The sequence below is a fragment of the Rhizobium jaguaris genome, assembly GCF_003627755.1.
Classification (GTDB): Bacteria; Pseudomonadota; Alphaproteobacteria; order Rhizobiales; family Rhizobiaceae; genus Rhizobium; species Rhizobium jaguaris.
On record NZ_CP032694.1, the window covers coordinates 1,387,067 to 1,409,701 of the forward strand.

Here is a 22,635-nt window from a genome sequence, read left to right on the forward strand (position 1 = left end):
ATCTTCCATTAACATTGATGAAAAATTAGCCCGAAACCTCGGCATCAATGCGGCTCTTGAACATCAAAAGATCGTTCCAGGCCAATCGCTTATTGATGGGAGCGGTCAGCAATTCCTGCGGATGGAGGCTGGCAATCGCCGGGATCGGCCGGCCGGCTATCGTCACGTCCCGCCATTGTCCGCGCAGGCCATGAATCGTTTCGTTGCTTTCAAAGAAGTGGCGCGCGGTGAAATTGCCAAGCAGCAGCAGGGCTTTCGGCTCCGCGAGCGCGATCTGCCGTTCGATGAAGGGGCGGCATATCTCGATTTCCGGGGCGGAGGGTGCGCGGTTGCCCGGCGGCCGCCATGGAATCACATTGGTGAGCAGGATGCCGTCACGCTGCAAACCGATGGCGGCCAACATCTTGTCAAGCAGATACCCGGTTCGCCCGGCAAAGGGCGTGCCTTCGCGGTCGTCATCGGCACTCGGCATCGGGCCGATCACCATGACCCTGCCTTCGGCGGTGCCGCTGGCGAAGATGGTCGAGCGGGCACTGTTTTTCAGATTGCAGCCGTTGAAGGCCTCCAGCGCAGTCTTGAGTTCGCTCAATGACCGTGCGCTTTCGGCCGCGAACCGGGCCTGTTCGACGGCTTGCTCGTCAGGGATGGCGGGTGCGTTTCGCGGCGGCATCGTTGAGGCGGCCGGTTGTGCGGCCTGGCGACGTTCCGGCTGCATCGCCGGCCGCGTCGCAGGCGGCGTTGCCTCCACGCGCGGCTGGACTGCCCGGGCGCCTTGGCGGCTGGCCTTCAGCGCCTCGAATTCGGCAAAGCGGTCGACCGCTTCCTCTTCAAGCAGCCACTCGACGCCAGCCTCCGCATGAAAGTGCAGAAGGGCGGCAAGTTCGGCCGGAGTGAGGTCGTTGGCAGAGATCATCGGGGAATTCTAGCCAAAGCGGTGGCAGAACGAAAGGGCAGGGTGCTCTCGACCCTTACGCCGTCCACTGGCTGATATCGTCGCGCTCGCCGATCAAGGCGAGACCATGGGCGATCGACAGCAACTCGCCGCCGGTTTCGATCCGCTCCTGACCGAAGCGTTCGGTGAAGATGCGGCGCACCGCCGGCACGAACGATGTGCCGCCGGTGAGGAACACCTTGTCGATGCTCTCGGGCGATGTGTTGGTTGTCGCCAGCACGTCATCCAGCGCACCTTCGATGCGCGCGAGATCGTCGGCAATCCAGCTTTCGAATTCGGTGCGGCGCACGGTCTTGCGGCCGGCTTTGCCGAGCGGCGGGAAATTGAATTCGGCTTCCTCGTTGGCCGAAAGCGCCATCTTCGTCGCCGATACGGCCTGATAGAGCGGATAGCCTTCGTCATGTTCCACGAGATCGATAAAGGTCTCCAGCTTTTCCGGCTCGAGACTGCTGCGCACCAGTGTTTTCAGATCGGCATATTCGCGCGAGGTCTTAAAGATCGATAGCTGGTTCCAGCGGCCGAAATTGGCATAGTAGGAGGTGGGCATTTCCAGCAGCTTGTCGAAGCTTTTGAAGAGGCTGCCTTTGCCGATCGCCGGCGAAACGATGTTGTCGATCATCCGGAAGTCGAAGTGATCGCCGGCAATGCCGACGCCTGAATGGCCGATCGGGGTCGCCGTCAGCTTTCCACCATGGGTCTCGAAGCGGATCAGCGAATAGTCGGTCGTGCCCCCGCCGAAATCGGCGACCAATACGGTCGCGTCCGCTTTCAGATGCTGGGCGAAATAGAACGCAGCCGCGACCGGTTCGTAGACGTAATGGATTTCTGGAAAGCCGAAGCGCGACAGCGCCGCGTTATAGCGCGCTGTGGCAAGGGATGCATCCGGATTGGCGCCGGCAAAGTGCACCGGCCGGCCTGTGACGATGCGGCCGACATCCGCCGGCCAGCCCTCACCGGCATAGGCGCGCAACCGGCGCACGAAAATCTCCATCAGATCCTCGAACGTGTGGCGCTTGGCAAAGATCAGCGTACCCTGGAAAAGCGCGCTTGCCGCAAAAGTCTTGATCGATTGCAGAAAGCGGCAATCGCCCGGATTGTCGATGAATTGCCGGATGGCGGCATGCCCCGCCTCGACCTTCAAAGCCGCAGCGCCCAGTCCCGGATCCTTCATGAAGGACAATGCCGTGCGCATGCTGTCGGCGGTACCGGCGGCACTGGTGAAGGCAACCGATTGTGTCGCCGGACCATCGGCCAGAGCCAAAACCGTGTTCGTTGTGCCGAAGTCGAAACCAAGCGCCCGAGCCATGCCCGCACTCCCTTCTGCTGAATTTTTTTGGAATGGGGCAATACCCCCTTATGGAACGCGAGACGCGCCCTTGTCGTAAGGAGGGCGCGTCATGGCATGACTGCAATGCAAGTGCAAGATGTGAGAGTGCATTTGTTTCGGCATGCTCCCATCCGAAAACCGAGTTTTCGCTGCAGCGTTCTTGGGTTCGGGATCATGCGAAGCAAAACGGGCGCCTTGCGGCGCCCGTCGGGTTATTCGGCCGCAATGGCGGTCGGCGTTTCTTCTTCGTGCTGGTGCGTCTCTTTGCGATTGCCGAAGCGAGCCAGGTAATCGTTCAAGGAATTCATCTGAAGGAAGATGACCGGCGTGATGAACAGCGTCAGGATCTGTGAGACGACCAGACCGCCGACGACGGCAATGCCGAGCGGCTGGCGCAGCTCCGAGCTGGCACCGCCACCGAGGGCAATCGGCAGCGCGCCGAGCAGGGCGCAGAAGGTCGTCATCATGATCGGACGGAAACGGCGAATGCAAGCTTCGTGGATCGCCTCCGCCGGCGATATGCCGGCGGTCGATCGAAGCGTTTCCAGCGCCACGTCGATCATCATGATCGCGTTTTTCTTGACGATACCGATCAGCATCAGCAAGCCGATGAGCGCGATGATCGACAGGTCGAAGCCGAAGAGCTTCAAGGCGAGCAGGGCGCCGAGAGCGGCAGCCGGCAAGCCCGAGAGAATGGTCAGCGGATGGATGAAGCTCTCGTAGAGAACGCCGAGGACCACATAGATCGTCAGGACGGCGGCAAGGATCAGGTAAGGCGTGCTGCCCTGCGACTGCTGGAAGATCTGAGCAGTACCGCCGTAGGACGTGAAAACGTCCGCCGGCATATTGATGTCCTTCTTGATCTGGTCGATCTGAGCGGTAGCGTCGCCGAGCGCTTCGCCGGCCGGCAGGTTGAAGGACACGGTGGTCGAAACGAGCTGACCGGTCTGGTTGATGGTCACCGGGCCGGTATTGCGCACGATGTGCGCGAAGGCCGACAATGGAACCTGCTCGCCCTTCGAAGACGTCACATGAATGCGCGACAGCTTCTGGTCGTCCCAGGGCTGGTTCGCATCATATTCGATGATCACGTCATAGCTGTCGCCGGTCGACTGGATCTGGGCGGCGGCGTAGTCGCTGAAGGCCTCTTCAAGCGTCGTGCGCAGCAGGTTGTTGTTGATGCCGTAGGCGGCGGCCTTCTCTGTGTCGACGACGATATTGGCCTGCAAAGCGTTGTATTGCGCGTCGGTGGTCACGTCGGTGAAGCGCGGATCCTTGCGCATCTCCTGCAGCATCTTGTTGGCCCACTGGTTCGTCAGATCGGCGTTGAGGGCCTGGATGATGAGCTGATACTGGCTAGCGGTCTGGCGTCCGCCGAAGCGAAGGCTTTGCTGCGGGTTGATGAAGACCTGAATGCCTGGGATCTTGGCGACTGCGGCGCGCATTTCGCGCAGCGTCTGGTCGAGCGGTTCGCGATCCTTCTTGTCCTTCAGCTGGGCATAGATCGTACCGTTGTTGAGTGTCTGGCGGGCGCTGGCGCCGACGACCGACATTACGTGCTCTACGGCCGGGTTCGCCTTGATGGCTGCAGCGGCCTGGTTCTGCAGGTCACGCATGGCCGGATAGGAAATATCCTGGCGCGCGCGCGTCGAAATCTGCAGTCGGCCAATGTCTTCCTGCGGGAAGAAGCTCGCCGGCAGCGTCAGGAAGAGGTAGGCTGAGAGCGCCACCGAGGCAAGGAAGCTTCCAAGCACGATGTAGCGATGGCGAAGACACCATTCTACGCCCTTGCCATAATTGGCTTCGGTCCAGTTGAAGCCCTTGTTAAACAGGCGAACGGGCAGGGGAGGGTGGCTGTGGGCGCTGGAGAGGCGCGAGCCGAGCATCGGCGTGACCGTGAGCGAGACCACGGCCGACGAGACAATGGCGATGGCCACGACCATGCCGAATTCGTTGAAGATACGGCCAACGACGCCGCCCATCAGCAGGATCGGGATGAACACGGCGATCAGCGAGATCGACATGGAGATGATCGTATAGCTGACTTCGGCCGCGCCCTTGAGGGCTGCCTGCCGCACGGGCATGCCTTCTTCCATGTGCCGCAGAATGTTCTCCAGCATGACGATTGCGTCGTCCACCACGAGGCCGACCGCGATCGTCAATCCAAGCAGGGAGATGTTATCGACGCTATAGCCGAGCACATACATCATGCCGAAGGTTGATATCAGCGAAAGAGGCACGGCGAGACCGGGGATGATCGTTGCCGTCACGTGGCCTGTGAACATGTAGATGACGAGAACGACGAGGCCGATGGTCAGCATCAAGGTGAACTTGACGTCGGAAATAGCCTCGCGGATCGGCTGGGCCGAGTCGTTCATAACAGTCATTTTGACGGAAGCCGGCATTTCAGCATGCAGCTTCGGCAGCGTCTTGTTGACGGCATCGACGACGTCGACGGTATTGGCGTCGGGCTGGCGCTGAATCGCCAGGATGATCGCCCGCTGGCCATCGTACCAGCTGCCGATATTCTGGTTTTGGACGCTGTCCTGGACGTCAGCGACATCGCCGAGGTGAATCGGATTGCCGTTGGGATTGGCGATCACAAGAGTGCGAAACTGGTCGGCGTTGACGCGCTGTGTATCAGCATTGATCGTCATGCTCTGCGCGGCGTCTTGCAACGTGCCGATCGGGACCTGGTTGTTGGCGTTGACAACGGCTGAATTGACCGTGTCGATACCGATGCCGCGATCGAGAAGCTTGTTGGGGTCGACGTCGATACGCACCGCGTAGGTCTGCGCGCCGTTTACGGTCACTTCGGCGACGCCCGGCAGGGTCGAAATCGACGGAGCGATGATGTTCTCGGCAATATCGTCGAGTTTGCTGCGTTGCAAAGTGTCGCTCTGTACGGCGATCAGCATGACGGGCGCATCGGCCGGATTGGTCTTCCTGTAGCTCGGCGGCGTGGTCAGGTTGTTGGGCAGTTTCCTCTGTGCGGTCGAGATCGCCGCTTGCACGTCACCGGCGGCGGCGTCGATGCTGCGGTCGAGATTGAACTGCAGCACGATGCTGGTATTGCCAAGCGAGTTTGTCGAGGAAATTTCGCTGATGCCGGGGATCGTCTCGAACTGTTTGATCAGTGGCGTGGCGACCGAGGTGGCCATGGTCTGCGGTGAGGCACCCGTCAGCTGGGCCGAGACGTTGATCGTCGGGAAGTCCACCTGCGGCACCGCCGCGACGGGGATGAGCCGGTAGCCGGCGAGACCGGCAAGAACCACGCCAATGGCAAGAAGCGTGGTGGCGACCGGTCGCTGGATACAGAAGCTTGGGATCATTGCTGCGCTCCAACTGCGATGGTTTCGGTCTTGCCATCATCGGCCGCGGCGACCTTCTCGCTCGGATTGTCGCTGAACTGTTCCTTGACCTCGGTGCCGTTGTTAAGCTGCGACTGCCCCTCGACAACGACATGGTCGCCGACCGAGAGGCCCGTGGCGACGGCCGTTCGGCCGCCGTTGGCGCGATCAATGGTGACCGGCGTGATCTTGACCTTGTTGTCTTTCACCACAAAGGCGATGTAGCCGTCCGGCCCGGGCTGACGGCGACCGTCGGCACGACGATGAGTTGCTCGTTGTCGGCAAAGTGAACCATGACATTCGCGGAGCGTCCCGGCCACAAGGCGCCGTTGGCGTTCTCGAAGGTTGCCTTCACGGCGATCGTTCCGGAAGCCTGGTTGACCGTATTGTCATAGAAGGTGATCGTTCCGGTGCGAGGCTTGCCCTTTGCGGAACGAGGAACGGTGGTGACCTGGACAGGACCGGCGGCCAGCTGCTCCTGCAATTGGCGCAGGTTGTTTTCCTGCATGGTGAACTTGATGTAGGCCGGATCATATTTGCTGATTGTCACGATCGGCGTGCCGGCGCTGACATAGGCCCCGAGGCTCAATTGAACGTCGCCAAGGCGGCCGTCATAGGGCGCGCGTATATCGGTGTTTCCGAGCAGGACCTGATCCGAGGCAAGCTGCGCTTGGTCCGCGCTGACTGTGGCAATAGCGGCATCGCGGGTCGCGCGCGCTTCGTCAGCGGTCGCCTGAGTGCCGGCATTGCTTGTGAGCAGGCTATTGGCACGGGTCAGCGCGGTCTCTGCCTGGGCAAGGTTTGCCTGGTCTTTCGTGAGGTTCGCCTGGTCCTTGCTGACGGCAGCCTGCGCTGTACGCGGATCGAGCTTGGCGATTAGATCGCCGGCTTTGACCGTTGCGCCGTCCTTGACGGCGATCTGCGTGATCAACCCAGCTTCCTGCGCGGCGATCGTCGTCGAATCGATCGGCACGACCCAGCCGGTCGCCGGGACGTCCATCGGAAGCGTGCTTTTGACAGCGGCGACCGTCTTTACGGCGATGGGGCCGACCTGACGCTTGCCCTGGCCACCAGCAGTTTTGCTGCTATCCTCGGTCTTGGCCGATGCTTTATCGACGAAAGCCGACATGAAGGGGATACGGTCGCGGTAGCTCCAGACTGCTAGAGCGGCGACAATGACAACGCCAAGAGAAAGCAAAATTTCTTCATATTTAAGAACCGGTCGAGGCAAGTTGCAGGAAACGCGATGACATTTGATGTGGATTTATTGCGACGCAACAAAGACGGGCTTTGCCGCAATTCATCACATCGCCGTTACCGCTAACGTTCGGTATTCTGTCCCTATAACGCGAATTTATGAACGCCAATTCGCGGCAACTTACCACAGTTCGACAGGGTGAAAAATTAACACTTGGAAAGCTTTGCCGGTGTGTTTCCGTTTGCAGTGCAACAAATGGTCGAAATGACTATTTTTTGATTGCAGTTATGCGACAAAAGCAATGCAATGCCGCTCTTATGTCGCCGTTTATCCCGAATCTGCAGGATTCGGGCCCGGTATCGGCCTCGTCGTTTCTCACGCAATTGTGTTCGGTGCGCCCGTTTTCTCCAAAGGCACACCGCTTATTCGCTGATCCTATCTTCAGAGCGAACGTGCCGCGCCGCCGTCGCAGCGGATCATGGAGCCGGTGACATAGCTCGCGGATTCGCTGCAGAGAAAGGCGGCTGTCGCCGCGAACTCTTCGACGCGGCCATAGCGACCGGCGGGAATGCGCTGCTGACGCTCGGCATGAATTTCCTCCAGGCTCTTGCCACTGCGTTTGGCTGCCGCGTTGTCAAGTTCGGCCAATCGGTCGGTAGCGATGCTGCCCGGCAGAAGCATATTCACGGTGATGCCATGGGCCGCGACCTCGGTCGCTAGCGTCTTGCTCCAGCCGGCAAGCGCGGGGCGCAGCGTGTTGGAGAGCGCCAGATTGGGGATCGGTTCGATGACGCCGGAGGAAGCGACGGTCAGGATGCGTCCCCAGCCCTGCGCCTTCAGGCCGGGCAGCAACGCATTGGTTAGCGTTATGATCCGCGCCACCATCGACAGGAAATAGGTTTCCAGCCGGTCGGCGGTCATGTCCTCTGATGTTCCTGGTATCGGCCCGCCGGTATTGTTGACGAGAATGTCGAGTCCGCCGAGTTTGTCGGCTACCGCCTTGCCGACGACCTCGACGAAATTCTCGTCGTTGAGATCTGCCCAGATCCAATCGGCCTGGCCTTTTCCTTCGGCATTGATGGCCTTGCAATTGCTCTGGAGCCTCTCGCCGCTGCGACCGCAAAGCAGGACATTTACACCCTCACGCGCCAGCGCCACCGCTATGCCATGGCCAAGCCCCTTGGACGAAGCCAAAACCAGCGCCCGCTTTCCTTTGATGCCGAGATCCATGTTGTTCACCTTTCACGTTGCCGAATATTTCGAAGGGGATTTATAGAATGCTGCGAACCATTTTTGAAAGTTGAATGCCGATAAGCAGCAAGCAAACGCGCGGAAATATTGACGTTAACGTAAGAGTAATCTAACTTCGACAGAGCGCTGTGCGAATTGGAGGATCAACTGTCGCTTCCCGGCTCGACAATCCCCTCCCATTTTGACAAGAGATACCCGAAATGGGGAAGACGCCCAAAGGGGATAAGGCCGCGCGCCAATTCAATCGGAGCCTGGTCAATCGGAGAAAGTGAATGACTGACGCCAGTGAGCTGCCTGAACGCGAGAGCATGGAATTCGACGTTGTGATTGTCGGCGCCGGACCGGCTGGCCTGTCGGCTGCGATCCGGCTGAAACAGGTCAATCCCGATCTCACCGTCGTTGTGCTCGAAAAGGGAGCGGAGGTCGGCGCCCATATCCTATCCGGCGCGGTCGTCGATCCGATCGGCATAGATCGCTTGCTGCCCGGCTGGCGCGAAGAGGAGGGGCATCCCTTCAAGACCGAGGTGACGGACGATCATTTCCTGTTCCTGGGACCCGCCGGCTCCGTCCGCCTGCCGAATTTCATGATGCCGCCGCTAATGAGCAATCACGGCAATTATATCGTCTCGCTTGGGCTTGTCTGTCGCTGGCTCGCCGAAAAGGCCGAGGCGCTCGGCGTTGAAATCTATCCCGGCTTTGCCGCAACCGAAGTGCTCTATAATGATGCCGGCGCCGTCATCGGCGTCGCCACCGGCGACATGGGCATCGAGAAGAACGGCGAGCCTGGTCCGAACTATACGCGCGGTATGGCGCTGCTCGGCAAATATGTGCTGATCGGCGAAGGCGTGCGCGGCTCGCTCGCCAAACAGCTGATTGCCAAGTTCGACCTGCAGAAGGGCCGCGAGCCGCAGAAATTCGGCATCGGCATCAAGGAACTCTGGCAGGTGAAGCCCGAGCACCACAAGCAGGGTCTCGTGCAGCATTCCTTCGGTTGGCCGCTCGGCATGAAAACAGGCGGTGGCTCTTTCCTCTATCATCTCGAGGACAATCTCGTCGCCGTCGGTTTCGTCATCCACCTCAACTACAAGAATCCCTATCTCTATCCCTTCGAAGAATTCCAGCGCTTCAAGACGCATCCGGCGATCCGCGGCACGTTCGAGGGGGCCAAGCGGCTCTCCTACGGCGCGCGCGCCATTACCGAGGGTGGCTGGCAGTCGGTGCCGAAGCTTTCTTTCCCCGGCGGCGCGCTGATCGGCTGTTCGGCCGGTTTCGTCAATGTGCCGCGCATCAAGGGTAGCCACAATGCGGTGCTCTCGGGCATGCTGGCGGCTGACAAGATTGCTGCGGCGATTGCATCCGGCCGCTCCAACGATGAAGTGGTCGAGATCGAGAATGAATGGCGTGCCACCGATATCGGCCGCGACCTGAAGAAGGTCCGCAACGTCAAGCCGCTCTGGTCGAAATTCGGCACCGGTCTCGGCATTGCGCTTGGCGGCTTCGACATGTGGATGAACACCTTGTTCGGCTTCTCCCTGTTCGGCACGCTGAAACACGGCAAGACCGATGCCCAATCTCTCGAACCGGCGGCCAAGCACAAGCCGATCGCCTACCCAAAGCCGGATGGCGTTCTGACCTTCGACCGCCTGTCCTCGGTGTTCCTGTCGAACACTAATCATGAGGAGGACCAGCCGGTCCATCTTCAGGTCAAGGACATGGCGCTGCAGAAGAGCTCGGAATTCGACATCTATGCCGGTCCGTCGACCCGCTACTGTCCGGCCGGTGTCTATGAATGGGTGGAAAAGGACGGCAAGGAAACTTTCGTCATCAACGCCCAGAACTGCGTCCACTGCAAGACCTGCGACATCAAGGACCCCAACCAGAACATCAACTGGGTGCCGCCGCAGGGCGGTGAGGGGCCGGTCTATCCGAACATGTGACGGGCATGGGAAGATGCAGCGAGACGCTTTCACCATTCGGCTTGCCCGTTCCACTGATCTGGATTTTATGGCGGAGATCGAGATCGACGCCTTCGTGACTCTCCGTCAGGCACTCGGCAGAGAGGATGACGGCAGGACCGTGCCGCGTGACAAGCTGCAGCGTGCGCTCGATGCGAAGCTGTTGCTCGTGGCGGCGGATGATTTGGATCACCCCTTCGCCTTCCTTGCCGCTGCCGAGCTTGATGGTGCGATCTATGTCGTGGAGATTGACGTCATGCAACGCTGGCAGCGCAAGGGTGTCGGGCGCCGCTTGATGCTGACCGTAATCGAAGCGGCGCGGACGCGCGGCGCATCGGGCGTCACCTTGACGACGGACCGCTATGTGCCGTTCAACGCGCCTTTTTACGCCTCGCTCGGGTTCAAAGTGCTGGATGAACATCAGATGCCGGCAGGACTGTCTGAGATTCTAAAATTCGAGATCGACCATGGCGCGGGTTCCGAAAGACGGGTGGCCATGGCACTGTGGTTCTGAGTAGGTATTTACAGGCGTCAACTATCAGATGACGCTGTCTTAAATGCCGAAGGCTGCCCAAGGGGCAGCCTTCAAGCTATCCTTCACTGATCGCCGCGCTTATTTCCGCGACAGTACCCCCGTCGAAAGCGCAACGCCCATTCCGGTGACAACAGCGGCTGCAATTTCAGCGGCGCCGATCGATTCGCCAAGCAGCAATGCGCCGCCGAAGGTGGCGAGGACGGGTGTGATGGCAGTGAAGGCCGCGGCTTGCGTGCCGCCGAGGGCCTGAACGGCGAGACCATAGGCGAGCGTGGCGGCGAGGCCGGAAAGCAGGCCTTGGCTGACAACCTGCAGGCCGATTTCCGGCAGTGGGATGGAGGCGAGCGAACTGCCGAAGATGAAGGCCAGGCCGACGTGGATGAGGAACGACCAGATGGCGATGATGGCGCTTGATTGGATGGCGTTCAGGCCGGAGCGACGAAAAGCGTGGGTGTAACCGGCCCAGAGGAGGGCGCCGAGCGGCAACAGCGTGAAGCTGGCCCATGAAATCTCCGTGCCGGACAGGCTACGCACCAAAAGGATGATGACGCCGGCGACGATGCCCCCGAGGCCGAGCCAGCGGGTGATGTCGGGTCGCTCGCGAAACAGCAGCACGCCGAGCAGCGCCGTTGCCAGCGGCATTGAGCCACCGAGCAGGATGCCGGCTGATGCGGCGGGTGTGAAATGGATGGCGAAGGTAGTCAATTGAAAGAAGAGCGCGCCTGAGCCGCAGACCATCAGCGCCAAAAGCTTCAGCGGCACACCTTTCGGCAACAGCCCGGTGCGCAGCCAGACGGGCGAAAGCACCAGCGCCGGAATGCCGTAGCGGATCAGGCCGAGGTCGACCGTGCCCATCTGCGTTTCTGCGGTGTGGCGGGTGGCAAGAATCCAGTTGGCCCAGATCAGCACCGTAACGATGGCGCCGGCATAACCGACTGCAGCAGGCGTTGTCTTGCGGGAGGAGAGGGTCAAAGCAGTCATCGACGTATCCTTTCGAGCCGTCCGGATCATCATCCGGTTGACGAAAAGATAGCGCCGAAGGCCGAGGCATGTCCTTGCTAGTTATGGCTCGAAGAAAGTGCTATGAGCAACTATCTGCCAATATTAGCGGAAAGACTTTGCAAAAATGCCAAAACTGGATAAATTCGATATTGCCATCCTTAACTGCCTGCAGGAGGACGCGCGCGCCACCAATGTCGAGATCGCCGAGCGGGTGAACCTGTCGCCGTCACCCTGTTTGAGGCGCATTCGCAATCTGGAAAAATCGGGTCTGCTGCGCGGCTATCGCGCCGATATCGATCGCAAGGAGGCCGGTCTCGGGCTGACGGTTTTCGTCGAACTCAAGGTCGGCCATCATTCGAAAGAGAATTCCGAGGCGCAGCAGGCGGCATTGCTCGCGATCCCCGAGATCGTGTCCTGCCACCTGATTTCCGGAGCTGCGGATTTTCTGGCGGAAGTCGTCGTCGAGGACCTTGCCGCCTATGAGAAGGTGATGTCGGAAAAGCTTCTGACGCTGCCCGGCGTCTCCGACCTACGCTCGAATTTCGCAATCCGCAGCATCAAGACCAACGGCGTCTTGAAGCTGCCCCAGCCGATCTGAAAACTACCGGCATGAAAGAAAAAGGGGCCGTCGCCGGCCCCCTTCGATGCAGGATTTTCTTATCCTCAAAGCAAAGTGCCGCTGAGGATCATCAGCGCGACCGAGAAATAGATCACCAACCCGGTGACGTCGACCAGCGTTGCGACGAACGGGGCCGATGCGCTGGCTGGATCGAGGCGCAGTTTTTGCAGAATGAAGGGCAGCATCGAGCCGGCCAGCGAGCCGAAGGTGACGATACCGATCAAGGCGGCGAAGACCGTGACGCCGACCAGTTGCCAATGCGGACCATAGTCGAAAAGGCCGATGGTCTGCCAAAGCACAACGCGGGCAAAGCCGACGAGACCGAGGATCGAGCCGAGCACAATACCCGTCGGCAATTCGCGGAACGCGACCCGCCACCAATCGGAAAGCTTGAGCTCGCCGAGCGCCAGCGCCCGGATGATCAGCGAGGTTGCCTGCGAGCCGGAATTGCCTCCCGAGCTCATGATCAGCGGGATGAAGAGCGTCAGCACGACTGCCTTCTCCAGCTCGCCTTCGAAGTGCTGCATGGCGCTTGCCGTCAGCATCTCGCCGAGGAAGAGGGCAGCGAGCCAGCCGGCACGCTTGCGGATCATGCCCCCGAAGCCGATTTTCATGTAGGGCTGGCCGAGGGCCTCCATACCGCCGAATCTCTGTGCAGCCTCGGTCGTATCGGCGATCATGGTATCGATGACGTCGTCGACCGTGACGATGCCGAGCATGAGGCCGTTTTCGTCGACAACCGGCAATGCGAGCAGGTCGTGGCGACGGATCAGGCGGGCGACATCCTCCTGCTTCATCAGCGCAGGCGCAGTGACCGGTGCACCCTTCTGCGCCACCGTCAGGATACAGGCATCGGGCTCGCCGGTGATGAGACGGCGCAGCGTCACGACATGCAGCAGCGCATGGGTGTCGTCGTCGAGCACATAGATCGCATAGACCGTTTCGCGGGAGCGCTCGACCTGGCGAACGTGGTCGAGCGTCTGTGCGACGGTCCAACTGGCGAACACGCTGACGTACTCTGTCGTCATGATGCCGCCGGCCGTGCGCGGCGGATAACCCATCAAGCCCTGGATTGCGACACGTGCAGGCTCCTCAAGGGTGGCAAACAGACGCGCGCGGGCGTCGTCGTCCAGTTCGAGAAGAATGTCGGCCACGCGGTCGTTGGACATGCCATGCAGCAGCCGTGCGGCGTCTGCATTGGTCATGACCTCAAGAATGGCAGGGGCGTTACGAAGCTCCGGCCGGTCGAGAATGCGAATGGCGCGTTCTTCCGGCATCTTGGCCAAGATGCGCGCGGCTTCGCTGGCCTCGATCGCGTTCAGCGACTCAACGCGTTCTGCAATGGTAAGGCCGCGATTATTATTGATGAATGCACGAGCGGCGCTGCCAGCCCGCATGGGGAAGCTGTTGATATTCATTATAGCTCGCCTTTCCAGTCGATCCGCCGTCGTGACAGATCGTGGCGAGCCGACAGGAGTCGGTTACAGCACGAGCGCCACTGACGGCAAAGGCAATCGACTACTACTGTCGCTAGGCATCGTAAGATGGCTCCGGTTAATCGGTATGGAAAACACTGTTCCCCACATCGGGAGAAGTCGCTCCGAAGAGGCGAAAAGTCAAGTGGCGCCGATGGTTAATGCCATAATGTCGCAGGTATTTTTTTATTGGGCGGCTAAGGCTTGTGCGTTGCAGCAATCATTGTTGCAAAAATGTCAAAAACAGTTTGGCCGGGGGCATGTGCCGCGCGTCGATTATGCGCTGACGCCGCTCGGCGCCAGCCTTGAGCCGATCATCAAAGCGATAGCCGTCTGGGGTGAGGAAAACGTCTTCTGCGATAGTGGCAAGCAAGAAGTGCGGCCTCTGCCGGCGTCATGCGCGCCGGCTGTCGCGCTCAAGAGCAACTGATATCCCGAAAACGATCAGGCCCAAGACGGAAAGCACCGCGCCGACATAGCCCGTCGACGCCGCCGTGAAGCCCCAGGAAATCACCAGGCCGCCGAGCCAGGCGCCGAGCGCATTGGCGATGTTGAAGGCCGAATGGTTGGAGGCGGCAGCCAGCGTCTGTGCATCCGCCGCGACATCCATCAGACGTGTTTGCACGGCAGGGCAGGCGGCAAAACCGCAGCCGATCAGGAACACACAGAGGCAAAGCATCACAGAATTGGCAACCGTCAGCGAAAACAGCGTCATGATGACGACGTTGAAGACCATCATGCCGCCGATCGTGCCCTTGAGCGACAGGTCACCCAGACGCGAGCCGACAATATTGCCGACATTCATGCCGATGCCGAAGAGCGCCAACACGACCGGCACCATGCCTGTTCCCAAACCGGCAACCTGCGTTGTCGTCGTTGCAACGTAGCTGAAGATCGAGAACATGCCGCCGAAGCCGACCGCGGCAATGCCAAGCGTCAGCCAGACCTGGACACGGCGCAGCGCCCCCAGTTCGCGGGCGATGCTCGCGCCTTCCTCGACCCTATCCTTGGGCAGGAACAGCGCAATGAGCAGCATGGTCACGAGGCCGACGCCGCCGACCATCATGAAAGCCGCCCGCCAGTTCAGAAGCTGGCCGAGAAAGGTGGCGATCGGTGTGCCGATCAGGGTGGCTATGGTGAGGCCAAGCATGACCTGTCCGACCGCACGCACGCGGCGATGGACAGGCACCATTGAGGCGGCCACAAGCGCTGCGACGCCGAAATAGGCACCGTGCGGCAAGCCGGTGATGAAACGCAGAGCCGCGAAGCTTTCGAAGGTCGGAGCGAGAGCACTGGAAATATTGCCGGCTGCAAAGATTGCCATCATCAGCAAAAGCAGGGTGCGCCGCGCCATCTTGGCAGCGAGAACGGCGATGACCGGGGCGCCGACGACAACACCGAGCGCATAGGCACTGATGACATGGCCTGCCTCTGGCGTGGTAACACCGAAAGTATCGGCGACCTCAGGCAACAAGCCCATGATGACGAATTCGCCGGTGCCGATACCGAAGCTGCCGACCGCGAGCGCCAGTGTGACAAGGGCGATCGCGGTGCGCGACGGCCCTTCGAGGACGGTTTGGGAATCAATGACGTCGGCGGCGATATCGCTCACGAAAACTCCTTGGCGGCGATCATGCAAAAAAGCGCCGCGGAGCGGGCAACCGGATGGAAGAAACCGGGATGCAGGCGTCGGGCACACGATACGAAATGAAGACTGGAAAGGCATGAGAACGCCCCAATTAATAATATGAATCAGGGTGATATCGCTGTCGCGTGCATTTTCTGCAGTGCAGCATATCGCTCCTTGCATAAGTCTTTGCGAGGCTCATCGTTCGATGTGCCACCCGCATTGATTGCCGTAGACGGTGTCAAAACGCTTGAAATCGCCTTGGTCGAAACCATTTCTGGAAGAGCAGGTGTGGGGATCAGATCCTTTTTGAGACGTATTCAGCGAGAGAACCGGGAGCCTCGATGAAACTGATCGGCTTTTTCAATCGCGACGGCGGTACGTTCAAGACAACGGACATGGCCGCTTACGAAATGAAGGCAGAGCAGGTTTTCCGGGATGCCGGCCATGATTTCGAAGGCCTGGTCGTTTCGGGTAGCGAAATCGTTGCTGCGATGGAACGTGCAGCGCGGCGCGACGATATCGACGGTATCGTCGCTGGCGGCGGTGATGGAACGATTTCCGCGGCCGCCGCGGTCGCTTGGAGAAACGGCGTCGCACTTGGCGTCATTCCGGCCGGCACGATGAACCTCTTTGCACGCTCGCTCCGGCTGCCGCTCGATATCTATCAGGTGCTGGACGTGCTGGCGACGGGCGAGGTCGATCAAGTGGATATCGGCAGCGCCAACGGCCGGCCCTTCATCCATCAGTTTTCCGCCGGCATGCACGCGCGCATGGTGCGCTACCGCAACGCCTATACTTATCGTTCGCGTTTCGGCAAGATGTCGGCCAGCACGCGCGCCGCCTTGGGCGTCGTCTTCAATCCACCGGAGTTCGATGTCGATTTCGAAGCCGAGGGAGTTCGTGAGCGCCGCCACGTCTCGGCGATTTCCATATCCAACAATCCCTTCGGCGCCAACACGCTGCTTTATGCCGATGATCTGCGCGGCGGCGAGCTTGGCTTCTATACGGCAGGGCCGTTGCGGCCGCTCAACGTGGCGCGGCTGGCCATCGATATGCTGCGCGGCCGATTTCGCGACAACGCCGATGTCATGGTCATGCATGCGCGCGAAGTGCATCTGCATTTCCCGAAGTTGCGCAGCCTGGCGAATTGCGTCGTCGACGGCGAGCTGCTGCCGCTGGAACGCGATATTACACTTAAACTTCATGCCGGCGAGCTGAAGGTGATGATCAAGCAAGCCACAGCCGCACGAGCAGCCGAGGAAGACGCAGTCCGCAGCGCGTTCGTCTGACGTCCGTCAAAGGCGCGGCAGATACGTCCGATAGTCGAAATCGGACACGGTGCGCAGATAGCGGATTGCTTCCTTGTGCTTCGTATCGCCGTAGAGCTTCTGATACCGCTCTCCGAAAATATCGGCGATGAAGGGCGAGGCGCGGAAGCGCTCAACGGCGGTAAGGAAATCATGCGTCAGTCGTGGCGCATTGGACGGCACATGGCTTGGTGTCGTCTCTTCGCCGGGATCGAGTTCATTCTGCAATCCAAGCAACATGCCTCCGAGGATCGCCGCCAGCATCAGGTATGGATTGGCATCGGCACCGGCGACACGGTGCTCGATACGGGCCTCCGGCCCATCCTTTTCAGGGATGCGCACCGCCGTTCCGCGATGACCGTAGCCCCAGGTCAGATCCACGGGCGCGAACGAGCCCGGCTGGAATCGGCGATAGGAATTGGCATAGGGTGCAAAGACCAACTGCGCGTCCTGCAGGGTTTGCAGCAAACCGGCGCAGATCGATTTCAGCCTCTTTGGCTCGCCGCCCGCCGCGTCAAGAATATTGCGCCCCTGACCGTCGATGATGCTGGCGTGCACATGCAGGCCGGAACCAGCGTGATCGCTATAGGGTTTCGCCATGCAGGTCGATTTGAGACCGTGCTTGCGTGCTGCCTGCTCGGCTGCTCGTTTCAGAAAGATCGAGTCATCGGCCGCCGCGAGCGCGTCCGGGCGATGCAGCAGATTGACCTCGAACTGGCCTGGGCCGAATTCCGCCGTGGTCGCCTCCGCCGGCAGGCCCTGTGCTTTGGCATAGGCCCGCAAGGTTTCGAGATAGTCGCCGAGGAGATCGACGGCATCCATATCGTAGAGCTGATAGCCGTTCGGCTCGTCGCGATACATCAGCGCCGGCGGCGGCGAGGGGCGGCCGCGCTCGCGCCAGTCGCTAGCGAGAAGATAGAATTCCAGTTCGGTCGCAACGACCGGCGTCAGGCCGAGCGCCCTATAGCGATCGACCACGGCCGACAGAATAGCGCGCGGATCCTGGAAACTTGGGGCTCCATCGAGTTCGTGCATGGTGGCCAGCACCTGCTTCGATCCGGATGGCGTCCAGGGCATGTCTACGAGCGTACGCGGATCAGCGACGCAGATGCCGTCCGGATCGCCGATCGTGAGCGACAGGCCGGTGAGGTCGTCATTGTCATCGCCCCAGATATCCAGGGATTGCGTCGAGGTCGGCAGGCGCACCGCGCCGGACCAGACTTTCCTCTCGGCTTCCATGGGTATCTGCTTGCCGCGCAGCCGGCCGTTCATGTCTGATATCAACACTTCGATGCGTGCCGTACCTTCGGTTGTGTTGTCAGCCGCCATGCCCTTGTCAATCCCCCATGCTCACGGCATGGTGGTAAACGATCGAGGCCAGCCTTTCAATCCGATAGGGATTCTGCAAACGATGTCCGACACTTCCAGCCGTTCCAACCTCGCCGCCGTCGACGCCGCTCACCATCTCCATCCGTTCGCCGACATGAAGAAGTTGAATGCCGACGGCGCCCGCATCATCCAGCGCGGCGAAGGCGTCTATATCTTCGATGGCAGTGGCAAGAAATATCTCGACGGTTTTGCCGGCCTCTGGTGCGTCAATATCGGCTATGGAAGAACAGAAATTGCCGATGCCGCCATCCGGCAGATGAACGAACTGCCCTACTACAACACCTTCTTCGGCACGACGACGACGCCGGCCACGCTCTTGTCGGAGAAAGTCTGCGCCCATGCCGGGCCGCATTTCAATCACGTCTTCTTTACCAATTCCGGCTCGGAAGCCAACGACACCTGGTTCCGCATGGCGCGCGTCTACTGGAGTGCGGTCGGCAAGCCGACGAAGAAGATCGTCATTGCACGTAAGAATGGCTATCACGGCTCCACCGTCGCCGGCGCCAGCATGGGCGGCATGAAATATATGCATGAGCAGGGCGACCTGCCGATCCCCGGTGTCGTTCATATCGGACAGCCCTATTGGTACGCGGACGGCGACGATCTCTCTCCGGAAGAGTTCGGCCTCAAGGTCGCTCGCGAGTTGGAAGAAAAGATCAATGAACTTGGCGAGGACAATGTCGCGGCCTTCATCGCCGAACCGGTTCAGGGGGCGGGCGGCGTCATTATTCCGCCCTCGACCTATTGGCCGGAAATCGCCCGCATCTGTAAGGTGCGAAACATCCTCCTAGTTTGCGACGAGGTGATCTGCGGCTTCGGAAGGCTCGGCTCCTGGTTCGGCTATCAGCATTTCGGTATCGAGCCCGATCTCGCACCGATCGCCAAGGGCCTGTCTTCCGGCTACCTGCCGATTGGCGGTGTGTTGGTCAGCGAGCGCATCGCCGATGTCCTCATCAATGATGTCGGTGAGTTCAATCACGGCTTCACCTATTCCGGCCATCCGGTCTGCGCCGCCGCTGCGCTGGAAAACCTCAGGATCATCGAGGACGAGCGGCTGATCGAGCGCGTCCGTGACGATATCGGCCCCTATTTCGCAAAGGCGTGGGGCGCCCTTGCCGATCACGATATGGTCGGCGAAGCCGTCAGCATCGGGTTGATGGGCGCGCTGCAGCTTGCCGCCGACAAATCCACCCGCCGCCGCTTCGAGAAGCCGGATGCGATCGGCTCGGCAGTGCGCAATCATGCTTTGACCAATGGTCTCGTGCTTCGCGCCACCGCCGACCGCATGCTGGCCTCGCCGCCATTGATCATCAGCCATGAAGACGTGGATCAAATGGTGCGCATCACGCGGCTGGCGCTCGACGCGGTGTGGGCACAAACGAGATCCTAGTCAACTCTTGTCCGCCAGCGATGGCGCATCCCATTTGCCGGCCTTGTGCAGGGCAAGCGTCAGCGCCGCGACGTGGATGACCTGGATCATCCTGCCCTTGAGTGCCAATCCGATGGCCTGCCGGATCGGCATGCGCACAAGGCGAATGCGCTCCGTCGGATCGTCTGCGGGTTTCGCTGATATCTCGACATTACGGGCGAGCACGATATGGGAAAGGTTCGAATGGGTGGCCGGATTCGGCGCGAGGGCGCCCACATATTCCCATTCGGAAGCAGACAGGCCAGTTTCTTCCCTCAGCTCGCGCGTGGCCGCCTCGATCGGATTGGCGTCGCTCGCATCCATTGCACCGCCTGGCAGCTCCAGTGAGACGACACCCAGACCATGACGATACTGCTGGACCAGGTAGATATTGTCCTCCGCATCAATCGCCACCACCCCCACCCAATCGGGATATTCCAGTACATAATAGGGCGCGATCTCCACGCCCTCGGCCGTAACGCACGCGTCAGCTCTGACTTTCAGCCATCGGTCGTGAAGCAGATGGGTGGAGCTCTTGACTTGCCATGGCGGTAGATCGGCGGAGTCAGGCGAGTTGGTTGCAAGCTTGTCGGTCAGGTCCATGAGCTGTTCCGGCGTGGAAAATTGAGAATGGAGTGCAAGTTCCGCGGATCGGATGATCGGCGTTTATTTCGGATAGATCCAGGCATAGCCGAAGGGCGCCATGTCGCCGGGCTTGCCGTGAATGTATTGGACATTCGCGAGCTTGACGTCCGGCGCCCTATATTGCGCGCCGAGCGTTTCCTGCAACCAGCGCGTCAATGGTGGCGGCACGCCGTCGGCGTTCTTGCCCGGCCGCCACACGACGAGGATCGGCTTGTCGGCGCTCCATTGATAGTCCGCCTTCAGATTTCCGAAAAAGAGCGACATGGCCGGCACGTCGGGCAGTTGCAAATGCAGATTGCCGGCCGGCAGCCAATTGTCCGTCAGCACCAACCCCGGCTTTTTGCCTTCCGTCGCCACGGCCTGGCTGACGAAGGCGGGGTAGGGGGTGTTGTAATGGTCATAGGAGCCGAAAAGCGCCGGTAAGGTGACGCGGATCAAAAGCGATGCCGGGATGATCAGCATCATCGCCAGCGGTATATAGAAGAAGCGCTTGCCGAAATCCGCGGCTTTGATGCCAGCCACCTCCATCTTCAGGCAAAGATAGATCGGCAGCAGAAACAGGAAGGGCAGCAGCCAGCGGTCCCGCAGCGCCGTCATGCCGACGGCGACGATCAGGATGAGCACCAATATGGCGATGACTACGAAGAGGACTTCGAAAAAACGTGTCCATTCGTTCGACCGCCCCAGGTTCTTAAAGAGGCTCTTGCCGAAGACCAGCGAATAGATGACGAGCGTCGGTGCGCAGATGACGACGACCAGTTTCACGAATTCCAGCGGTCCCTGCACCAGTTTGGCAAAAGCGCTTTGCGGCGCGTCCTGCTCCATGATCCCCAGGGTTCGTCCGGAGGCTAGGTCGAGATTGTGGATCAGCCAAAGTCCATGCGGCAGAAAGATCAACAGGGAGATTAGCAGGGTCAGCAGAAAACGCCGGTCGAAGATACGCGACCGTCCCTTCGGATGCATCAGGACGGCGACGACCGCGGCGGCGGCAAGCAGAGCGAAATTATATTTCGACAGCATGCCGAGACCGAGTGCTATGCCGGTGAACACATAGGAACCCAGGCTTGGCGTCTTCAGCGTGCGGATAGCGCCATAGAGGAAGAGGTTGATGGTCAGGAGCTGCGCGACCGTATGCGTCAGGTCGCGCTGTGCCTCCCAGAAAAGCTGCGGGATCGTCAGCAAGGACAGCGTGGCGATCGCTGCGAAAACCTTGTCGGACAGCACGAGCTTTGCCAGCTTGTAGTAGCTGAAGAACACCAGGAAGAGCACGACGTTCTTGACGATGGAAATCGTCGCCAATGATAGTCCGAAGACGGATACCGCCAGCGCCTGCACCCAGTTGTAGAGCGGCGGCTGGGAATCGTAGCCGAGTGTCAGCCATTGCGAGAAAAGCGCCTGCTGTGACTCGTCGTAGCGCATGCCGTGCGGCATGGCGAGCCGCACCAGGAATTCCAGAAGGAAGTAACCGACAAGCAAAAGGATGATGGTATCCGGTCGGCGGACCAGAAACCTATGCATCCTGATGATCTCGATCGAAGATCTTTCGGACGATGTAGTTGGGCGACAGATCATCGCGATAATAGATGCGCGCGATCATCTCCGCCAAAATGCCCGTGGTGATCATCTGCACCGACGACAGCAGGAGCACGACGCCGACCAATAACAACGGCCTGTCCCCGATATTGTCTCCGAAGATGAACTTGTCGATGAAGAGCCATAGCAGGATCAGACTGGCGAACGCCCCGAGGCCGAGGCCGACAGAGCCGAAGAAATGGCCCGGCCGCGCCTTGTAGCGCATGAAGAACATGACCGACAGCAGATCGAGAATGACGCGGAAGGTGCGCGAGATTCCGTACTTCGATATGCCGTGTTGGCGTGCATGATGGGTAACGACCATTTCGCCGATCCGCGAGCTCGGTACGACGCCGGCGACCCAGGCGGGGATGAAGCGGTGCATCTCGCCCATCAGCTTAATCTGCTTGATGATCGAGGCACGGTAGATTTTCAGGCTGCAGCCGTAATCGTGCAGCTTGACGCCGGTGATGCGGCCGATGAGATAGTTGGCGCACCAGGAGGGAATCTTGCGCAGGAAAAGCCCATCCTGCCTATTCTTGCGCCAGCCGACGAGCAAGTCGAGATGCCGCCGTTCCAACTCTTCGACCATCGAAGGGATATCCTTCGGGTCATTCTGCAAATCGCCGTCCATCGTGGCGATCAGCCGGCCGTTGGCGGTATCGATGCCGGCCTGCATGGCCGCGGTCTGGCCGAAATTGCGTTGCAGCTCGACGATGCGCAGCGTCAATCCCTCGCGCCCGAGCGAGCGGCGTGCATTGGCAAGCGTGGCATCGGTGCTGCCGTCGTCGATCAGAATCAGTTCCCAGGGCTTGGCGAAACCTGCCATGGCGGAACAGATACGCTCGATCAGCGGCCCGACGCTTTCTTCCTCATTAAAGACAGGCACGACCAGCGAAAGCTCAGTGGTACTTACTGTGTCGGTCAGGGGGCGGATCGACTCTGCCGTTGTCTGCAACTCTTCTTTCTCCTAAAAGACCGGCAGAACCGGCCGGACGGAACGAGCGACATGTCCGGCGT

Annotated in this window: 17 protein-coding genes and 1 pseudogene; 6 read left to right on the forward strand and 12 right to left on the reverse strand. The window is 60.1% G+C overall.

Features of this window, described 5'->3' with window-relative positions:
* Nucleotides 1-25: 25 nt before the first annotated feature.
* The 5 genes and pseudogenes from CCGE525_RS06765 to CCGE525_RS06785 all read right to left on the reverse strand — a co-directional run bounded on the left by CCGE525_RS06765 (nucleotide 26) and on the right by CCGE525_RS06785 (nucleotide 8,057).
* Nucleotides 26-913, reverse strand: a complete 888-nt coding sequence (locus CCGE525_RS06765) for a uracil-DNA glycosylase (protein ID WP_120703619.1) — start codon at nucleotides 911-913, stop codon at nucleotides 26-28.
* Nucleotides 914-968: 55 nt separating this feature from the next.
* The gene (locus tag CCGE525_RS06770) at nucleotides 969-2,258 is read right to left on the reverse strand and encodes an Hsp70 family protein (protein ID WP_120703620.1); all 1,290 of its coding nucleotides are present in this window, start codon (nucleotides 2,256-2,258) and stop codon (nucleotides 969-971) included.
* 233 nt (nucleotides 2,259-2,491) lie between these two features.
* Nucleotides 2,492-5,611, reverse strand: a complete 3,120-nt coding sequence (locus CCGE525_RS06775) for an efflux RND transporter permease subunit (protein WP_120703621.1) — start codon at nucleotides 5,609-5,611, stop codon at nucleotides 2,492-2,494.
* A pseudogene (locus CCGE525_RS06780) lies at nucleotides 5,608-6,830 on the reverse strand (efflux RND transporter periplasmic adaptor subunit). Before CCGE525_RS06780 ends, CCGE525_RS06775 begins: the two are co-directional and overlap by 4 nt.
* Nucleotides 6,831-7,268: 438 nt before the next feature.
* A complete protein-coding gene (locus CCGE525_RS06785; RefSeq protein ID WP_120703622.1) occupies nucleotides 7,269-8,057 on the reverse strand; it encodes an SDR family oxidoreductase in 789 nt (262 codons plus the stop codon).
* Between the two features lie 293 nt (nucleotides 8,058-8,350).
* On the opposite strand from CCGE525_RS06785, the gene CCGE525_RS06790 reads away from it, so the two are divergent.
* Together CCGE525_RS06790 and CCGE525_RS06795 are read left to right on the forward strand one after the other, a co-directional pair.
* Entirely contained in the window at nucleotides 8,351-10,015 is a 1,665-nt protein-coding gene (locus CCGE525_RS06790; RefSeq protein ID WP_120703623.1) for an electron transfer flavoprotein-ubiquinone oxidoreductase, read from the forward strand.
* A 13-nt stretch (nucleotides 10,016-10,028) separates the two neighbouring features.
* Nucleotides 10,029-10,547, forward strand: coding sequence for a GNAT family N-acetyltransferase (locus tag CCGE525_RS06795; protein WP_120703624.1), 519 nt, complete (start codon nucleotides 10,029-10,031; stop codon nucleotides 10,545-10,547).
* 99 nt (nucleotides 10,548-10,646) lie between these two features.
* On the opposite strand, the gene CCGE525_RS06800 is transcribed toward CCGE525_RS06795, so the two are convergent.
* On the reverse strand, nucleotides 10,647-11,549 hold the full coding sequence (locus CCGE525_RS06800) for a DMT family transporter (RefSeq protein ID WP_120703625.1): 903 nt from the start codon (nucleotides 11,547-11,549) through the stop codon (nucleotides 10,647-10,649).
* Nucleotides 11,550-11,694: 145 nt separating this feature from the next.
* On the opposite strand from CCGE525_RS06800, the gene CCGE525_RS06805 reads away from it, so the two are divergent.
* On the forward strand, nucleotides 11,695-12,168 hold the full coding sequence (locus CCGE525_RS06805) for an Lrp/AsnC family transcriptional regulator (RefSeq protein WP_120703626.1): 474 nt from the start codon (nucleotides 11,695-11,697) through the stop codon (nucleotides 12,166-12,168).
* 65 nt (nucleotides 12,169-12,233) lie between these two features.
* On the opposite strand, the gene mgtE is transcribed toward CCGE525_RS06805, so the two are convergent.
* On the reverse strand, nucleotides 12,234-13,607 hold the full coding sequence (gene mgtE, locus CCGE525_RS06810; RefSeq protein ID WP_120703627.1) for a magnesium transporter: 1,374 nt from the start codon (nucleotides 13,605-13,607) through the stop codon (nucleotides 12,234-12,236).
* Nucleotides 13,608-13,752: 145 nt separating this feature from the next.
* On the opposite strand from mgtE, the gene CCGE525_RS06815 reads away from it, so the two are divergent.
* Nucleotides 13,753-14,094, forward strand: coding sequence for a winged helix-turn-helix transcriptional regulator (locus CCGE525_RS06815; protein ID WP_120703628.1), 342 nt, complete (start codon nucleotides 13,753-13,755; stop codon nucleotides 14,092-14,094).
* Here CCGE525_RS06815 and CCGE525_RS06820 read toward each other — a convergent pair.
* A complete protein-coding gene (locus CCGE525_RS06820; protein ID WP_120703629.1) occupies nucleotides 14,059-15,276 on the reverse strand; it encodes an MFS transporter in 1,218 nt (405 codons plus the stop codon). The two genes, CCGE525_RS06815 and CCGE525_RS06820, sit on opposite strands and share 36 nt — an antisense overlap.
* Before the next feature lie 359 nt (nucleotides 15,277-15,635).
* On the opposite strand from CCGE525_RS06820, the gene CCGE525_RS06825 reads away from it, so the two are divergent.
* The gene (locus tag CCGE525_RS06825; RefSeq protein WP_120703630.1) at nucleotides 15,636-16,583 is read left to right on the forward strand and encodes a diacylglycerol/lipid kinase family protein; all 948 of its coding nucleotides are present in this window, start codon (nucleotides 15,636-15,638) and stop codon (nucleotides 16,581-16,583) included.
* 6 nt (nucleotides 16,584-16,589) lie between these two features.
* Here the strand turns inward: CCGE525_RS06825 and CCGE525_RS06830 are convergent, their stop codons facing one another.
* A complete protein-coding gene (locus CCGE525_RS06830; protein WP_120703631.1) occupies nucleotides 16,590-17,930 on the reverse strand; it encodes a glutamine synthetase family protein in 1,341 nt (446 codons plus the stop codon).
* Between the two features lie 82 nt (nucleotides 17,931-18,012).
* On the opposite strand from CCGE525_RS06830, the gene CCGE525_RS06835 reads away from it, so the two are divergent.
* Nucleotides 18,013-19,380: an aspartate aminotransferase family protein gene (locus CCGE525_RS06835; RefSeq protein ID WP_120703632.1), complete on the forward strand. Its 1,368-nt coding sequence runs from the start codon at nucleotides 18,013-18,015 to the stop codon at nucleotides 19,378-19,380.
* On the opposite strand, the gene CCGE525_RS06840 is transcribed toward CCGE525_RS06835, so the two are convergent.
* The 3 genes from CCGE525_RS06840 to CCGE525_RS06850 form a co-directional block, all read right to left on the reverse strand.
* Complete coding sequence (locus CCGE525_RS06840; protein WP_120703633.1) at nucleotides 19,381-20,001, reverse strand: NUDIX hydrolase; 621 nt, start codon at nucleotides 19,999-20,001, stop codon at nucleotides 19,381-19,383.
* Between the two features lie 63 nt (nucleotides 20,002-20,064).
* Complete coding sequence (locus CCGE525_RS06845) at nucleotides 20,065-21,561, reverse strand: glycosyltransferase family 39 protein (RefSeq protein ID WP_120703634.1); 1,497 nt, start codon at nucleotides 21,559-21,561, stop codon at nucleotides 20,065-20,067.
* The gene (locus CCGE525_RS06850) at nucleotides 21,554-22,573 is read right to left on the reverse strand and encodes a glycosyltransferase family 2 protein (protein WP_120703635.1); all 1,020 of its coding nucleotides are present in this window, start codon (nucleotides 22,571-22,573) and stop codon (nucleotides 21,554-21,556) included. The genes CCGE525_RS06845 and CCGE525_RS06850 overlap by 8 nt, the downstream gene beginning before the upstream one ends.
* Nucleotides 22,574-22,635: the final 62 nt, after the last annotated feature.

What these genes read in the sequence shown, in the direction of transcription:
- CCGE525_RS06765 (WP_120703619.1), bottom strand. Translation starts at nt 913, where the DNA reads ATGATCTCTGCCAACGACCTCACTCCGGCCGAACTTGCCGCCCTTCTG.
- CCGE525_RS06770 (WP_120703620.1), bottom strand. Translation starts at nt 2,258, where the DNA reads ATGGCTCGGGCGCTTGGTTTCGACTTCGGCACAACGAACACGGTTTTG.
- CCGE525_RS06775 (WP_120703621.1), bottom strand. Translation starts at nt 5,611, where the DNA reads ATGATCCCAAGCTTCTGTATCCAGCGACCGGTCGCCACCACGCTTCTT.
- CCGE525_RS06785 (WP_120703622.1), bottom strand. Translation starts at nt 8,057, where the DNA reads ATGGATCTCGGCATCAAAGGAAAGCGGGCGCTGGTTTTGGCTTCGTCC.
- CCGE525_RS06790 (WP_120703623.1), top strand. Translation starts at nt 8,351, where the DNA reads ATGACTGACGCCAGTGAGCTGCCTGAACGCGAGAGCATGGAATTCGAC.
- CCGE525_RS06795 (WP_120703624.1), top strand. Translation starts at nt 10,029, where the DNA reads ATGCAGCGAGACGCTTTCACCATTCGGCTTGCCCGTTCCACTGATCTG.
- CCGE525_RS06800 (WP_120703625.1), bottom strand. Translation starts at nt 11,549, where the DNA reads ATGACTGCTTTGACCCTCTCCTCCCGCAAGACAACGCCTGCTGCAGTC.
- CCGE525_RS06805 (WP_120703626.1), top strand. Translation starts at nt 11,695, where the DNA reads ATGCCAAAACTGGATAAATTCGATATTGCCATCCTTAACTGCCTGCAG.
- mgtE (WP_120703627.1), bottom strand. Translation starts at nt 13,607, where the DNA reads ATGAATATCAACAGCTTCCCCATGCGGGCTGGCAGCGCCGCTCGTGCA.
- CCGE525_RS06815 (WP_120703628.1), top strand. Translation starts at nt 13,753, where the DNA reads ATGGAAAACACTGTTCCCCACATCGGGAGAAGTCGCTCCGAAGAGGCG.
- CCGE525_RS06825 (WP_120703630.1), top strand. Translation starts at nt 15,636, where the DNA reads ATGAAACTGATCGGCTTTTTCAATCGCGACGGCGGTACGTTCAAGACA.
- CCGE525_RS06830 (WP_120703631.1), bottom strand. Translation starts at nt 17,930, where the DNA reads ATGGCGGCTGACAACACAACCGAAGGTACGGCACGCATCGAAGTGTTG.
- CCGE525_RS06835 (WP_120703632.1), top strand. Translation starts at nt 18,013, where the DNA reads ATGTCCGACACTTCCAGCCGTTCCAACCTCGCCGCCGTCGACGCCGCT.
- CCGE525_RS06840 (WP_120703633.1), bottom strand. Translation starts at nt 20,001, where the DNA reads ATGGACCTGACCGACAAGCTTGCAACCAACTCGCCTGACTCCGCCGAT.
- CCGE525_RS06845 (WP_120703634.1), bottom strand. Translation starts at nt 21,561, where the DNA reads ATGCATAGGTTTCTGGTCCGCCGACCGGATACCATCATCCTTTTGCTT.